At 33.4% G+C, this 15524-nt stretch carries 14 protein-coding genes; 8 read left to right on the plus strand and 6 right to left on the minus strand.

The window, feature by feature from the left end; genetic code table 11:
* Positions 1–212 precede the first annotated feature (212 nt).
* Entirely contained in the window at positions 213–674 is a 462-nt protein-coding gene (locus NMY3_RS12740; protein ID WP_196816225.1) for a PPOX class F420-dependent oxidoreductase, read from the minus strand.
* A 1377-nt stretch (positions 675–2051) separates the two neighbouring features.
* Between NMY3_RS12740 and NMY3_RS12745 the strand changes: the two genes are divergently transcribed.
* On the plus strand, positions 2052–2570 hold the full coding sequence (locus tag NMY3_RS12745; RefSeq protein ID WP_196816226.1) for a universal stress protein: 519 nt from the start codon (positions 2052–2054) through the stop codon (positions 2568–2570).
* A 30-nt stretch (positions 2571–2600) separates the two neighbouring features.
* On the opposite strand, the gene NMY3_RS12750 is transcribed toward NMY3_RS12745, so the two are convergent.
* Entirely contained in the window at positions 2601–3068 is a 468-nt protein-coding gene (locus NMY3_RS12750; RefSeq protein ID WP_196816207.1) for a CBS domain-containing protein, read from the minus strand.
* Between the two features lie 201 nt (positions 3069–3269).
* Here NMY3_RS12750 and NMY3_RS12755 point away from each other — a divergent pair, with 201 nt between their 5' ends.
* A complete protein-coding gene (locus NMY3_RS12755) occupies positions 3270–4334 on the plus strand; it encodes an NAD(P)-dependent alcohol dehydrogenase (RefSeq protein ID WP_196816227.1) in 1065 nt (354 codons plus the stop codon).
* A 112-nt stretch (positions 4335–4446) separates the two neighbouring features.
* Positions 4447–4572 carry a universal stress protein gene (locus NMY3_RS16735; protein WP_231100061.1) on the plus strand — a complete coding sequence of 42 codons (126 nt, stop codon included), beginning with the start codon at positions 4447–4449 and terminating at the stop codon, positions 4570–4572.
* Positions 4573–5093: 521 nt separating this feature from the next.
* On the opposite strand, the gene NMY3_RS12760 is transcribed toward NMY3_RS16735, so the two are convergent.
* Positions 5094–5786, minus strand: a complete 693-nt coding sequence (locus tag NMY3_RS12760; RefSeq protein WP_196816228.1) for a VIT1/CCC1 transporter family protein — start codon at positions 5784–5786, stop codon at positions 5094–5096.
* Positions 5787–6032: 246 nt separating this feature from the next.
* Between NMY3_RS12760 and NMY3_RS12765 the strand changes: the two genes are divergently transcribed.
* Positions 6033–6551 carry a universal stress protein gene (locus NMY3_RS12765; protein ID WP_320410455.1) on the plus strand — a complete coding sequence of 173 codons (519 nt, stop codon included), beginning with the start codon at positions 6033–6035 and terminating at the stop codon, positions 6549–6551.
* A gap of 44 nt (positions 6552–6595) precedes the next feature.
* On the opposite strand, the gene NMY3_RS12770 is transcribed toward NMY3_RS12765, so the two are convergent.
* The gene (locus tag NMY3_RS12770; RefSeq protein ID WP_196816230.1) at positions 6596–8218 is read right to left on the minus strand and encodes an acyl CoA:acetate/3-ketoacid CoA transferase; all 1623 of its coding nucleotides are present in this window, start codon (positions 8216–8218) and stop codon (positions 6596–6598) included.
* Positions 8219–8776: 558 nt separating this feature from the next.
* Here NMY3_RS12770 and NMY3_RS12775 point away from each other — a divergent pair.
* Both NMY3_RS12775 and gap read left to right on the plus strand, forming a co-directional pair.
* Positions 8777–9238, plus strand: a complete 462-nt coding sequence (locus tag NMY3_RS12775) for a universal stress protein (protein WP_196816231.1) — start codon at positions 8777–8779, stop codon at positions 9236–9238.
* Positions 9239–10440: 1202 nt separating this feature from the next.
* Positions 10441–11469 carry a type I glyceraldehyde-3-phosphate dehydrogenase gene (gene gap, locus NMY3_RS12780; RefSeq protein ID WP_196816232.1) on the plus strand — a complete coding sequence of 343 codons (1029 nt, stop codon included), beginning with the start codon at positions 10441–10443 and terminating at the stop codon, positions 11467–11469.
* A gap of 498 nt (positions 11470–11967) precedes the next feature.
* Here the strand turns inward: gap and NMY3_RS12785 are convergent, their stop codons facing one another.
* Positions 11968–12852, minus strand: coding sequence for a CBS domain-containing protein (locus NMY3_RS12785; protein ID WP_196816233.1), 885 nt, complete (start codon positions 12850–12852; stop codon positions 11968–11970).
* Between the two features lie 127 nt (positions 12853–12979).
* On the opposite strand from NMY3_RS12785, the gene NMY3_RS12790 reads away from it, so the two are divergent.
* On the plus strand, positions 12980–13183 hold the full coding sequence (locus NMY3_RS12790) for a hypothetical protein (protein WP_196818619.1): 204 nt from the start codon (positions 12980–12982) through the stop codon (positions 13181–13183).
* Positions 13138–13257: a hypothetical protein gene (locus tag NMY3_RS17105; protein WP_196816234.1), complete on the plus strand. Its 120-nt coding sequence runs from the start codon at positions 13138–13140 to the stop codon at positions 13255–13257. Before NMY3_RS12790 ends, NMY3_RS17105 begins: the two co-directional genes overlap by 46 nt.
* 252 nt (positions 13258–13509) lie before the next feature.
* On the opposite strand, the gene NMY3_RS12800 is transcribed toward NMY3_RS17105, so the two are convergent.
* Positions 13510–14913, minus strand: coding sequence for an APC family permease (locus NMY3_RS12800; protein WP_196816235.1), 1404 nt, complete (start codon positions 14911–14913; stop codon positions 13510–13512).
* Positions 14914–15524 lie beyond the last annotated feature (611 nt).

A 15524-nucleotide genomic window follows, 5' to 3' on the forward strand; every position in this document is an offset into this window, starting at 1 on the left:
CCGTGTTACTTATATGTATCAGTAGTAAAAGATGAGACTACCCCATTTAGTCTTAGAGGATGCTTATCAAAAGATCTGGTTTTTATTCATATTCTTTTTTATCGAGTACCACCAAGACTCAAACTTTGTCGCTATACTATAAAGAATCTGTTATTCTTGGATCGCTAAACGTTTAGGATTATCGGGATCCAGATTGTTAAAAGGAGTAAAAATTATGGCCTCATCATTTTATTTTTTTGGAACTGTTTAGATTTTTTCACATTAAATTTGCCTTCAACAAAGACGGGTTCATCGATTCCCCAGCCCCATTTTTTAGTAGGTTTTATTCTTATATATGTAGATTGAGGATGGTTTGTATTAGACATGTAACCCCCTTGACGATCAATGGTGTCTGTCATCCCATAAATTCTGATACCACGGGGTTCCCAAGGATAGGTATTCTTTAAATCATCTATCACTAGAGCAACTTTATTATTTTTTAAAACGTTTTTGTATTTGGTAGATTTTAAAATATTAATTCCTCCAACATAAAAATATTCACCGTCAAAATCAAAACCTACGGGAACAACGTCTGGTTGACAACTAGCAAGATCCGATGGGGAATACGAACAGGATGTGGCAATTCTTGCGAGCCTTTGTGATTTAATATACTCGATCTCTTTATCAGTAAACAAATAATACCGAATGATTTTTAGATAGCATTGCATTTAAAATTATTGTTAGAATAACTACATCACCTCTTGCTAGTCCCTCTTGTAGTTTAATCCAAGTTATCTAAATATTGTTAGTTATGCTGACAAAAAGGGAATTAATAATGTAACTAACTTCTGATCCAATTCCAGTCATAAAATGGATGAGATCGATATTAGACACAAAGATGGATACAGGGAATTAATTAGAACCGCAGGATTTCACTATTGTTATCAATTCTTATTCCCTATTTTTCGGATTGACTTGCTATAATTTACTGTTACCTTTTATCTATTATCAAATTAGAATCAAGTATGAATTTAATTCTTGCGGCATCAAGATCGGGACAAGGTTAGAAATGAATACGATAATAAATATAATTGAAGAAATTCTTTTTCCAATATCTGAAATCAAATTGAAGATTTATAAATATGGTAAGGTTTTCGCACTGATACATATCATCAAAAAATTGAACCAGAAATCGTCATCTTCCTTCATATCAGGAATAGCATTTATCTATCCCAATGATCGATATTGAACAAATATTGGAAAAATTATGACATCAGGTAGGACTCAGTTAATAAATCAATTAATTAATTGAGTACATATTTATCTCGATTAATGAATTCTTTTCTTGTTGTAATTGGTATGAGCTGTAATGGAATATGCATGAGGTTCAAAGCAAAAAGAAATCATGATGTCCCATCCAGATATCACGAAGGCCAGAAAAGATGTAGTGTTTGTGAAATCTTTATCAAATGGGACGAAACTTATTGTCCATGTTGTCACTATAAATTGAGAACAAGGTCATTTCGCGGTTGGGGAATGCGGAAGAAATACAGAGAAGAGACCTTAAAACGGTATTAAATATTTTACAGATTAAAGCAGTATTAACAAAACAACTGTAAAAAAAGACCTTACCTTTATCGGATGAGTTAATGTGAGGTAAGGTAAGGTACTCAAAGGCTAGGTAATAGTGTTGAACGAAATGAGTACAATTGCTCCATTTCATAATCGGATCGAAAAAATCATGAAACTCGAATGTATGTGGATCAGTTTTTCAAGAATGATGTATGAAGATCCAACAGCTCTTTGATTTGATTTATGTTTATATTGTCGGACTTATGTTTTGCTACAGGTTCAAAGAAAATTAATTTTACAATTATGTCTGATGAGAATTTGAGAATCGTTTGTCAAAAGAAAACATCTTTACTATATTATATTACCATTAAAATACATTTAAATGTAAAATAAGATCAAAAATGCACATTAAATAAGTCCATACAAATCATCCAAGTTATAACTGACAGTGAAATAATAAAAAAGCAAACATATAAGCATCTATAATTTATTTGATCTTAATGAAGATTTTAACGCTAGTAGATGGATCTAACCATTCACTAAGAGCTTTAGAATATGTCTCGAATCTTCTTGGATCAGTTCCAGAGGATTCCGGCCCAGGAAAAAGTGAATTACTCCCTAAACATGAAATGATAATTTTGACCGTATTACAACCATTCATTTTGTCAAAAGAAGTTATAAAAAATTTTGAGTCCATGGGTCAAGGAAGGAAGAAACTATTAGATAAATATTTAAAAGATATTTATTCGGTAATGCAGACTGAGTGGATCAAAAAACTCTCTTCTCTCAAATCAAAGTATAATAAAATAGGTCTAGCCATAAGTACAAAAATAATCACTGGTAGTCATTCGAGCCGGTTTATTGCCTATACCATTGTTAAATTTGCTGAAGATAAAGGAATTGATTTAATTGTTGTAGGAAGTGTAGGAACGGGAGGCATTTCCAAAAATAAGTCTCTTGGAAGTGTAACAAGGAACATAGCAGAAATATCTACTAGTCCTGTATTAATAGTTCCTTAATGGACAACCTCCAGGTTGTATAAACACCATTTATTCAATGAAAGTATTAATAAACCAAAAATGTGAAATATCCTGTTTCAATTGATTTTCTGGAATTGGAAGGTTACTTGCTATAACCGTAGAGAGCAAATCTTTGTTTTCAACTAAATATCTAAAGATATCTTTATCTGTCAAAATTCCTGCCAATTTATCATTCTCTAAAATGATAACTCTTCTTATTTTTCTCTCATACATCAATTTCATAGCATCTGCAATAGTAGCTTTTGATGAAAGTGTGATTAAAGGATGGCTCATATGTTCTCTTACAGGGACTACCATCTGATGTGGCTGTAACATACCAATTGTCCTAATGACGTCTCTTTCGGTAATAATTCCAATGGGTTTTCGGGTATTAAGGTTGTCTACAATTACCACGCAGCCAATATTATTATTAGACATTATTCTCGATACTCCAATTAAATTTACATTCTGTTCAGCGACTATGATATTTTTGTTCATTAAATTTGTGATCCCAATGGAATCAATACTCATATAGTCTTGATATAATACGTTTATATAAAAATACCTTCTTTCTGATTTGGTTGTATTTTATTATTATTTAAAAACTAGGTTAATGTCAGGGTTATCACTAAGCCACTTTGCATTATACTAATTTAATTGATCAAAAAAATTTTTCTAGTATAAAGATAAGTGATATGAATGGACGGATATATTAGGTCAGCAAGAATTCACGAGTATAACAAACCATTGGAATTGGATAATATTTACAAACCTGTCATAAGTCGTGATGAAGAAGTCCTAGTAAAGGTTGGAGCTTCAGGATTATGCCATAGCGACCTTCATCTTATTAGCGGCGAATGGAGAAATATTATCCCATTAAATCTACCAAAGACACCAGGGCACGAAATAGCAGGATGGATAGAAGAAGTTGGTACATCGGTACCGGAAAATATCATGAAACCAGGTGACTTGGTAGCAGTTTTTGGCGGCTGGGGTTGTGGTTGGTGCATACAATGTAAGTCAGGAGATGAGCAACTTTGTGCTTTTGCTAAATGGCCCGGGTTATCGTCTTTTGATGGAGGATTTTCTGAATACCTGCTAGTCCCCTCATACAGATTTTTGGTGAATGTACGGAGTTCGGAAGTTGTACCTGAGAATTTGGCACCATTAACTGATGCAGGTTTGACGCCTTATAGAGCAATTAAGAAGATAAAGAGCATACTTGGACCAGGTAGAAATATCGGAATACTTGGAATAGGTGGTTTAGGCTCATATGCCGTACAATATGCAAAAATCTTGGGAGGCGGTTCTAAAGTATTTGCGATGGATAGATCTGAAAGCAAATTAGAATTAGCAAGCAAATGCGGCGCGGATCATTTGGTCAATCTGCGTTCTATTGATAATCTGGTTGATAGAATTAGGGCCCAGACAGGAGGTAAGATGCTAGACGTCATCATTGATTGCGTAGGAACAGACAAAACGTTTTACGACTCTATAAGTATACTCGCAAAAGGAGGCTGTGTAGTAATAGTAGGTCTGTTTGGAACGGCTGCCAAGATCCCAATAGCAATGACTGTACTAAATGAATATAAAATATTTGGATCCTTATGGGGCAATTATAATGAACTAAGAGAAGTAATAGAATTATTAAATGAAGGTAGAATTAAGAACCATATAACCAAGTTTAGACTGGATGATGTTAATGAAGCTATCAAATTGTTGAAAGAGGGTCAAATAATTGGAAGAGGTGTGTTAATTCCATGATATTCAAATATTTATGATACGGAATTGTTGTTGATGAACCTAATTGGGGGATTTAACCTAAATGTTAATATCTATCAACAAAGATATACCATACTGTAAATAATTTGACTTTATGAAAATCATAGTTCCTATTGATGGTTCTACTCCATCCATAAAGGCTTTGGGATATGCAATTTATCTACTCAAACTTATGAATCCCAATACCGGCGATTCAAGAAATAAATCTAACGAATACTGATAACCATACTTCCTCAATTTCATCTGCCTTTAGGGTTTGAAAAAAATCCATGTAGTCTATTGAGATGGGTCAAAATGTTTCTTTGTCTCATTTCATCGAAGAAATAAATGGATAATGGAGAAATAGTGGCTAAATAAGTTATCGGAGAAGAGAGCTCGATATCCCAAATCAGATATTTCTATAAGAACAAACTTGTTGGAAGGAAGTAATTCTAGGAGGGCCATTGCTGGAAGAACTGTAAAATTTTCAATAGAAAGACAAGTAGATCATGTCATAGTAGGGAAGTTGGATGAGGAGGTATTTCAAAAATAAAGGCCATTGGCAGTGTTTCAAGAAATTTAGTAGAAATATCAAAACATCCTGTATTAATAATACATTAACGATGACAATGAATTATGTACCTCCAAATCTGCAAGTCGATACTCGGATCACTTTTCTTTAACGAGCTAGCAGTTATTGATTGTAGTTGAAAATTAGACAAAAAAAACTATTACTGAAATAGGCCTTATCATTGTATAAAATTATATATAAAAGCTTAAGAAGGTTCCTACCATATAGGAAACTAGTGCTGCAACGCCTCCTATTATTAATGTGATAAGGCCCGACCTTATTGAGGATTTGTTAACAACTCTTCCCGTTATATAGCCTATGCAAAAAAAAGCTAATAGTGTAAAAACAATCGAATAAATAAAAATATCATTAGTGGTAAAACCTGCAGGATTGTTTATGATAAATAGAAAGATAAAAGGAAGGAGTGGGATAATGCCAACCACATTGAAAGCAACAAATGTTGTAACTGCTTTGAATATTGGATTCTCATCGTCTACATTCGATATCCCCATTTTCTCTTTCATTAGAACATCGACCCAAATCTTTCTATTAGAAACTATAATCTTGATCAAGTTTTCTAATAATTCATCTTTAAAGCCCTTTTCTGCATAAATATTTTTAATTTCAGATATCTTGAATTCAGGAAACTCTTGAACTTCTTTATTCTGTCTATTTCGCTCTTTCTCGATGTACTCAATTCTTGATCTTGTGGATAAATAATTACCCATAGCCATTGAAAACCCATCTGCAAAAAGGTTTGCAAATCCTAAAATTATAACAATGGCAGGTGCTAATGATGCGCCCACTACACCTGCAACTATTGCAAATGTGGTAACAGCTCCATCTGTTGCACCATAAACAAAATCTTCTATCGTCCACTTCAAGATTATGAATATATCTTCTCTAGGTTATATAATACGATTTGGATAGTGTCCCTAAAATTCAAATTAAGTCTTTTCACAAAGCTTTTTGATAAAAAGATTGTACTAAAGAGTTAAAGATAACCCAATTATGGCATATTAATTTCGATATGGGGTCAAGAAATCCTAAATTCGATATTATTTGGATAGGTGGCATTGTAAGAAACACTCAAGAACAACAATATAAACATGCATCTTATTTCATAATATATGAGATTATTAGCATTGGTTGACGGTTCTGAACATTCACTAAGGGCACTAGATTATTCGATAAACCTATTGAACGGAATTGGTATAAGTGAAAATAGACCTAAGAAAAGCGCTAAAAATAATCACGAATTAATAATTTTAAATGTGTTACCAACTATACATTCTTCACCTGGAATTTTAACTCCAATCAAACCATCTAAGGATGGTAAAAGTATTTCATTGGATCAGTATACTAACCAAGTTAATAGAATTATAGAATCAGAATGGGTTAAGAATCTTGAGGAGCTCAAAATAAAATACGAGAAATCCGGAGTACGCACAAGTACGAAGATTCTCAAAGGAAGTCATTCCAGTCGTTATGTTGCATACAGTATCATCAAATTTGTAAAGGACCAAAAGGTAGATCTTATTGTCCTAGGAAGTGTTGGCCTAGGAGGGGTCTTAAAAAATAAGGCACTTGGTAGCGTTACTAGAAATATTGCTGAAATTTCTACATGTCCAGTTCTAATTGTACCCTGACATAGAAATAATTCCTTTGGCTTTTAAGAATCACCCACATATTTTTACAAGATTTCTATATCTCTTTTTAAGTTCATCGCTGATTTGCTGAAAATTCTTTTATCCATTTCCTTTATTTCTGTAGCCATCTGGGGCTTAAATTCCATTTTCTCTAAAATATCTTTGTCAATATCAATACCTGGTGCGGTTTCTACCAAAACCAATTCGGTTCCATTTAACTTGAATACGGCTCTTTCTGTAACATACATAATCTCCTGTCCATATTTAGATGCTTGATACGAACTGAAGGAAATTTTATAAACATCTTTAACAAACTTTGCGATTGGTCCATCCTCGAGTATTTTGATTCCGTTCTCTTTTACATCTATAATATTATTTCCTCCCCTAAATGATCCTGCAAAGTAAATTTTAGATACTCCACCTGCAATAACTGGGAATCCACCTGTGCCAAATAATCTATTAGGTAGTATTGAGGGATTTACATTTCCGAATCTATCAATTTGTAAAAAGCCCAGAGATGCTGCATCGATGATTCCACCCTCAAAGTTAGAAAACATGTCTGGCATTGTGGAGAGTGCAAACGCCCCCATCGCTAATCCAAAGTCATTTCCTGACAATGCCACTCCTCCCCACGGTCCCGATTCAATAACTGTTATTATAATATTTATAATGTTTTCTTCGGCAGCAACTGATGAAATTAACGCAGGAATTCCAATTCCTAAATTCACTAATACAGGGGCCTGTTTCTGTGTAAAGAGTTCGAGGAACTCAAGAGTCACCCTCCTAGCAATCACCATTTCATATTCTTTTGATTTATCTAGAAGAATACCACGATCCAAATTATTATACATGGGAGAAACAATTTGACTAGATAATCTTGGGTCGTATGCAATTGATCCTGTTTGCCAGTGGTATTCCATTGGAGAAATTACAATGTGATCAACAAGTGGAAAAGGTACATCAACATGTCTTGGATTTATGGCCCCAGTCTTTGTTATCCAGCGCACTTGTGAGATTACTTTTCCCTGTTTTGGTCTTGCTTTGGTAGCCTGTGCAATACTAAGTACGGTTCCTCTGATTCCCTCCTCTTGTGTTGACAAATTACCCATTTCATCTGCAATAGAAGTTCTTATTAGTGCATAACTTGGTTTTGGCGCTCTATATAAAAGATAGTCCTCGCTGTCAATACTTAATAGTTCAATATTACATGTTTTTTTGTTTCTCCCCAATTCGTTGAGAGCAGCATCATCATTTCTTGGATCTAAAAATGTATTCAAGCCTATTTTAGTTAATAGACCCGGCCTTCCAGATGCTATTTCTCTAAACCAGTAAGCAGTGATTCCTATCGGCCAACCATAACACTCTATTCTGTTGTCTATAACCATTTTTTGTAACCATGGGGAAAACCCTAAAAATGGCATTAACATACCCACTAAAAATTCTTGATCGGCATCATGAAACAATATTTGAGCAACCTGATCTAAGGATCTCCCTGGGACTGCTGGTAGTGCATCAGAAATTATGAAAATATTCTTTGGGTGACCTGTTCTTTGATACGTTTTAAAAAGCTCGTTTATCAAGTATTCGGGAGTGGTTGCCATATTAAAACCAGATATAGCTACTACAGAATCATCACCAATACTATCGAGGATAGAAACGTCATCCACCTTACCTAACATATTATGAAATACTTATCACAGTATGTTCATAAGGATATTGATATTTGATAATGCTCCCCATCTGGATGGATATTCCTTTAAATTTTGAGTAGAAAGTTGATATTTCTAATCGGCTTCCTCCGTACTGAATTCTTGAATATTTAGATACCCCAATCTTCGGTATTCAGATCCTGATTCCCTTAAAGAACAATTCATAAATGTATATCTTAGTTATAAAAGCAATATCAAATTTTGAGCAGTTTCTCTTTCTATTGATATAGAATTTTCTAGAATTCCATTATCAAGAAAGTTCAACTAAACTCCCAACGATTTGAGACTCTTGTTGGAGAACATGTTCAGAACAATACATGTGGAACAATAAAAGACTAAAATTGGTCCATAGAGGGCCAAACGATCATTTGGTATTAATCTTTTAACGAAAGTGGATCCATCATTCACATATAAATAGTACTCATTAAAGATCAGCCTTGGAGGTAATATTCACCATTTTAATATTTGTACATTTAAACAAATATTGTTATTAAATCCGACTAAATTACGTATAACATGATATCTAGCATATTGGTGACTGATGATGGAACCGAATCTTCTGACAAAGCAATAGAGAAGGCATCAGAACTTGCAAAACAAATGAATGTCCTCCTAATCTTGCTACATGTCATTGATGATATTGGAATGCCCCGAACACTAGTTTTAGGAAATGACAAACCTGCAATTGAAGTAGCTAGAGTAACAATAGGGAAAGCCATAGAAAAAGGATGGAGACAAAGAGCTAAAACTATAATCGATAAATTGGAGAAGGAGGAGAAAATACCAAACGTTCGAAGTCATTGTGTATGGGGAGTTGCTTCAGAAGAAATCTTAAAGTTTGCAGAAAGAAACAAGATAGATATGATTGTCATGGGTCCTGGCAAACGCCTAAAAGGATTTTCAAAGATAGGGGCTCTGGGAAGCGTTACCAGGAAAGTATCTGAGTTGGCTAACTGCCCAGTCCTAATAGTTCACTAAAAAAAGATTGTTATTTACATTTGTAACTCGATTTCGTAATATGTTTAAACAGAAGAGTAATTAATTTTGCATATTTCAATTTTAAAAAATGAGTGTATGCCAGATAATTATTACTAACAAAAGAATCCTCAGTAAACGTGTTAATCGTAGAATAGAATGAATGAAAGGTGAAAAAGAAATGGTCCAAAAACTTGACTAACGGTTTTATCTATCTAAATTATAAAAACATCCACCTCTATTTTCTTTTTTTATTCCCTTAAATCGGAATCTGTTATTTATTTAAGAAATGAACCCTACAAAAATAAGTGGATTAACTAAAATGATTGTGTTAATTATGCACACGAAATGGATATTCTACATTGAATTTACTTTCAGAAAGAAAGGCAGATGGATCCCCCAACCCCATTTCTTATTTGGCCCAACCTTAATATATCTAGATTGAGGATTACCTGTATTCGCCGTATAACTGCTTTGATGATCAACTGCGTCCGCTATTCCTTATATACTAATACACGGGATTTGCAAGGATCAGTATTCTTTAAATCTTCTTTAGTTAGAGCACCCCCTGTTATTTATCAAATATTTATCTAATTTGTAGATTTAAGATTATTCATTCCACCTACACAAAAATACTTGATACCAAAATCAAAACCTACCTGAACATCACCTAGAAGACACTTGCATATCGGAGGTGGAAAATGAACTAGAAGTGGCTATTTTCGAAATTCCGATTTAATATAATCAATTTCTATTTCAGCAAATATTCTTCTTATATTATTAATTATCCGATGTTGGTTTTAAAACTAATCTGTATTTAAAGGACTCGAGGTTTATGACTTTTACTTAGAAGTAGAGATTTGGATTTGGTAAATTTTTATGCTTATAGGGTGTTCGGATGGATATTTGTTTACGAGGTTTTCTTAGAGTAAAACAAACTCTATAATCTATAATTAGGAAGTATCAACTTAGAATTTGTTAATTAGATTCATACCATCTCGAAAAAACAATTTGAGTTCAGTATTTATTAATACCTGATCTAATATTTCATATTCTCCATGTATTGTCAAAAATATTTAAACTGCAAAATGCTAAGCCAATATCCATTAAACAAATGAATGCCGAGGACAGTAAGTATGATTAGTCTCTGTATAATGTAAGTAGTCTACAAAATTTTAATATATATTTAACATCTATCATAAAATATGCGACATATTGCAATCAACGGGTTTGGCAGAATTGGACGAATTTTTTTGAGGACAGCATTGAAAGATAAGGAATTTTCAGCATTGGTCAACGTGGTTGCAATTAATGATCTGGGAGATATAAACACTCTTGCACATTTATTTAAATATGACAGTATTCACGGAAAATTTGACGGTCAAGTTACCGTCGACAATAAAGACAATACCTTAACGATAAATAACAATAAGATAAAAGTATTTTCCGAAAAGGATCCTGAACATTTGCCTTGGAAAACGTTGAATGTGGATCTGGTTTTAGAATCTAGTGGGAAATTTAATGATAGAGAAAAAGCAGTAAAACATCTTCATGCAGGAGCGAGTAAAGTTGTAATTTCAGCTCCCGCCAAAAACCCCGATATCACAATGATTCTTGGGATAAATGATGAAAAGTACAAACCTCTTGATCACCATATCATATCAATGGCATCATGCACAACTAACGCACTTGCTCCTGTTGCAAAGATATTAAATGATGAATTTGGAATAGAGAAAGGGTATATGACTACAGTTCATGCTTTTACCAATGATCAGAACTTACTTGATCTGTCACATAGAGATCTAAGGAGAGCTAGATCGGCCCCAGAATCTATAATTCCAACAACTACTGGAGCAGCCAGATCAATTGGAGAGGTCATTCCGGAACTAAAAGGAAAGTTAGATGGAATGGCTTTAAGAGTTCCTGTCAGTGATGGTTCAATTATCGATCTGGTGGTAACACTAAAAAAGGACGTTACCAATACAGAACTTAATAACGCCTTTAAACAATCGTCTGAGAAAAAATTCAAGAATATACTTTCTTACACTGAAGACCCTATTGTTTCATCGGATATTATTGGAGACCCACATTCCTCTATTGTTGATGGCCTTAGTACTATGGTATTAGGAAAAAAAGGTAACACTGTGAAAGTTTTGTCTTGGTATGATAATGAATATGGGTTCGCATTCAGAATGATGGAACTTATAAAATACATCTTAAAATCTATGGATTAAGTATCTTGCTAAGTTAATCCACAAAAGTTATAGCATGCACATAATTGAGCACTCGACAGCGAACAAACATATTTGAGATTTGTAGTAGACAAACATTATCGAATATTAGAAAGGACAAAATGTAAACTATGGATGTCAATTGTCAGTTTGAATAGGACAACCATTATGGATTCCAACTATTCAAAAAAGAATTGTCCAATTGTATCCTTTATTCCGATTGGGAATAGTTTTTCGTAATGTGATGTACACTATAGTTATGATCATTAACTATTTGAACCACAATAATTTTATATTCAGTTTCGAAACATGTGTTAAATTTTAATAATGCAATGTGAAAACATATGACAAATAAAATCTTGAAAATATTAGAGTATTGCCGTGGAAGTTAAATTGTTTTGGTTCTTGGGAAGAACCTTGTTTGGCAGTATTTATTTCACACTATACCTTTGAATTGACCGTGGATCACTAAAATTGATTTAGGAAGACCTACTTTATGCATCATTCGTTTTTACCCATATCAGCTATTGCTTTTATAATGTCTGTTTTGGTTATTATTCCTACTATTTCCTGTGATTTGTTGATTACAGGAATGCCACTTATACGATTCTCAATCATTATTTTGGCAGCTTCAAATAAGTTTGCCTCCTCATCAATAACTAGTGGATCAGCTGTCATCATGTCCTTGATCATTATAGGTTTTCTTACCTTTGCATCGTTCGTTTTTTTCTCATTTAATGCGTTTTTAAATCCTTTGGATTGAGTTTCAAAATTTAGGTACTTTCCCTTGGGTATGATGTCACGGCTAGTAATTATTCCTATGGGTTTATCTTCCTTTATCACAACTATTCGTGAAATTTTAAATTGACTCATCAGAGATGGTATTACGGATAAATCTTCTTCCGGACTCACACTGATTACATTCTTGGTCATGTATTCACGTACAATAAAGTTACCAAAACCTTGTGTAGCAATTAACGCTATCAAATCAGTCTTTGTAATTATTTTATTTGAGTGGTTTTTCTCATCTAAAATTAAGAGAGAGCTTATGTTTTTGTCCAACATTATTTGAACACATACACCTAGGGATGAATTCTTATTTACAGCATACAGATTCTTCTTATCTTGGAGAAATTCCTCTAATAATACCTCTTCTAAATTCCTTTTGTCATCCAAATGACTGGACAAAAATCTTCCGATATCTTTCTCAGTAATTATTCCGATTGGTTTTTTGTCCTCGGGAGACGTGATCACAATTCTTTTTATATAATATCTTTCCATTATGTTCCTCGCATCAAGAAAATTTTTGTTTGACTCTAAAGATACGAGAGGTTTAGCAACATGGAAAGCATTTAGTACAATCTTATTATTCCTGTTCTGAGACATAAATACAAATGACTGATATATGCTATTAAGACTTTATTATTAGACAATATTGGATGTAAATTTTTAGGTCAAAGGCATAAATGTATTCATTTGTTATAGAAGCCATTTAGAAATTTGAGGATATGAAATGGATGCTATTCAGATTAATGTCACCTCTACTAATGATACAAAACCATTTGATGAGAATGGCGGTCCACCCGCAGGACCCTTTACGGCAGTTAGACATATGTTTGACGATCAGCTCATAGAGTTTACCACATTTGCAAACCGAATGATAAAACAATCATGCTGTGTCAACTATATGGCAGCTTTTCTCCAAATGCAACTTTAATAGGAATAAAATATATGATTGATTTTAAAATGTATCAAACTTCACATTATCCTACAGAAAAGAGCCCGAACTGACATTATCATAAAGAGGAATTCTTACTATACCGACCAAAGCAAAAATTCCCACTATTAAATTACCAACAACAAATGGAATAGTTAGCTAAACTGCCAGAGTCTTGTGGAAAAATCATCTTAACTTGGAATTCTATATTACATTATCTGTATTTTCTCCTCAAAAAGAACAGGTCCAACATCATCTCCCGGTTAACCAGACGGTAAATAATGATATTGAAAAAACGTTGGGAGTGTTAGTCAACCGTTATAGTACTAATCTATTTTTTTATCCTTACGCCTCACCTCAACAAGTTGTCTGATTCTTCCAGATAGATAAACAAAGATGATAATACCAATGATACAAACAACTCCATCCAGCATTACTTGAGCCTCAAACTGAAGCAAAATTGTGACTGACAATACTATTCCTATTCCTGGCAGTAAAGGAAACCTTCTAATACTAAGTGGAGAGGAGAATTGTCTATCAATTTTGATTTTTTTATAGCGTAGCCGTATTAACGCCAAATTTATGATGATATATATTATAAGAACACAAAATACTGTTACTCCGGCAATTACTGGTAAGGCACCTTCAAATAACACGATAATCAAAATTGCGATAAACATGACCGTTAAAATAGATAGCCAAGGTGTCCTTCGTTTTGAGTGTATCTTAGATAAGATACTTGGCAAAGTGGATTTTACATCATTTGAAATTCCATAAATTAACCTAGATCCCGAAATTAACATCATCAATACAGTATTAGAAGTTGCAAAGAGAGCTATTATTGAAAGGATAAGAGTTCCTAAGGTTCCACTTGCTTTTTCAGCTGCCTTCGCTAATGGAGCTTTTGATAGGTATAAGTCATGCCAGCCTACCAAGGATATCGCTGAAATAGCTACTAGAATGTAAATTACACTAGTAACTACTATTGATATCATTAGAGCCTTTGGTATGGTTTTGTTTGGAGACTTTGTTTCATCAGCAATATTTACTATATTTTCAAATCCAAAAAAAGCAAAGAATATCAATCCCACTGCTGAAAATATTAGTCCAATTATTAGATTAGGGTGGAGGATTGATGATGAATAAATTGGAACCTCAAAATAATTTGTATTGTATACGTTTCCATATACAAACGCAGCAATAATGATAAATAAAAGACCAATTAATTCTATGAATGTAAAAAGTATATTGAGATTAATTGATTCAGAAATGCCATAAAAATTAATCATTGATAGCAATATAATCAAAATAATTGCGATGATAATTTCAGGTATATAAGGGATGAATATACTCATGTAGCCTGAGAATCCTACTGCAACCGATGCAGCTGAACATACAATGACAAAAATAACAATGCAGCCTACAGTTAACGATAAGAACTCATTTTCAAATGCTGCTCTTACAAACAGGTATTCTGCAGCACTTCTAGAAAAGAGGGATGAAAGTTCCGCATAACTTAATCCAATTACTAATGCAAGTAAACCTGCAATAATAAAAGAAATCCATACGGTATTGCCGGCTATTCCGGCTGCTTCACCAATTATTGAATATATCCCTGCTCCTAAGATCAGTCCAATCCCAAAAACAGTTGCCTGAAATAGGCTGATTGTTCTTTTTAATCCTGAAGAAGATCGATCAGTATTATTATCATCATCATCTGCTGCTAACATCTTAGGTCTTATATTTAACGAATTCTGCTTACCAATAAATGTAAATACTCAAGCAAGTTCCTACTATATACGAAACTAACAAAAGATGCTTCCTATTTATAATGTAGTTATGCCACACTTTGAGTGGATTTATTGATTACATTCCCAAAGATAAGGTCTATCCCAAATGTAGAAAAAGCAATAAAAACTGCGGAGTATACAACATAATTGAGAATTTAAACCACCAAATTAATCGCAACAAATGGAATAAGTAATTTGAAGATAAAGTTCTCATTTTTTGCCCATCAGACCAGTTCTTTATCTCAGTAATAGTCTGTCCAAACTTTTCGATTGAAATAATAAAGTTTGCCACTTTATCTAGCAATTTTTCTTTATAGCCTTCTTCTACATGAATATCTCTGAATACAGATATATTGAGCCTAGGAAAATTCTGGATTTATTTATATCATCTCTTTGTTTCTCGTCTTTCACATTCTATCCCTGATCTCGTAAAAGGTTGTCTCCTACAGCCATGGCAAATCCATCAGCAAGAAGATTTGCAAAACCTACAATTATCACGATTTAAGGAGACAAAGATGCTCCAATTACTCCTGCATTTATTGAAAATGTAT

The sequence above is a fragment of the Candidatus Nitrosocosmicus oleophilus genome, from assembly GCF_000802205.1.
In the GTDB taxonomy this organism is placed as follows: Archaea; Thermoproteota; Nitrososphaeria; order Nitrososphaerales; family Nitrososphaeraceae; genus Nitrosocosmicus; species Nitrosocosmicus oleophilus.

Bases quoted from the DNA above. Each gene is read 5' to 3' on its own strand.
- NMY3_RS12745 (WP_196816226.1), top strand. From the start codon at position 2,052: ATGAAGATTTTAACGCTAGTAGATGGATCTAACCATTCACTAAGAGCT.
- NMY3_RS12750 (WP_196816207.1), bottom strand. From the start codon at position 3,068: ATGAACAAAAATATCATAGTCGCTGAACAGAATGTAAATTTAATTGGA.
- NMY3_RS12755 (WP_196816227.1), top strand. From the start codon at position 3,270: ATGGACGGATATATTAGGTCAGCAAGAATTCACGAGTATAACAAACCA.
- NMY3_RS16735 (WP_231100061.1), top strand. From the start codon at position 4,447: ATGAAAATCATAGTTCCTATTGATGGTTCTACTCCATCCATAAAGGCT.
- NMY3_RS12765 (WP_320410455.1), top strand. From the start codon at position 6,033: ATGAGATTATTAGCATTGGTTGACGGTTCTGAACATTCACTAAGGGCA.
- NMY3_RS12775 (WP_196816231.1), top strand. From the start codon at position 8,777: ATGATATCTAGCATATTGGTGACTGATGATGGAACCGAATCTTCTGAC.
- gap (WP_196816232.1), top strand. From the start codon at position 10,441: ATGCGACATATTGCAATCAACGGGTTTGGCAGAATTGGACGAATTTTT.
- NMY3_RS12785 (WP_196816233.1), bottom strand. From the start codon at position 12,852: ATGTCTCAGAACAGGAATAATAAGATTGTACTAAATGCTTTCCATGTT.
- NMY3_RS12790 (WP_196818619.1), top strand. From the start codon at position 12,980: ATGGATGCTATTCAGATTAATGTCACCTCTACTAATGATACAAAACCA.
- NMY3_RS17105 (WP_196816234.1), top strand. From the start codon at position 13,138: ATGCTGTGTCAACTATATGGCAGCTTTTCTCCAAATGCAACTTTAATA.
- NMY3_RS12800 (WP_196816235.1), bottom strand. From the start codon at position 14,913: ATGTTAGCAGCAGATGATGATGATAATAATACTGATCGATCTTCTTCA.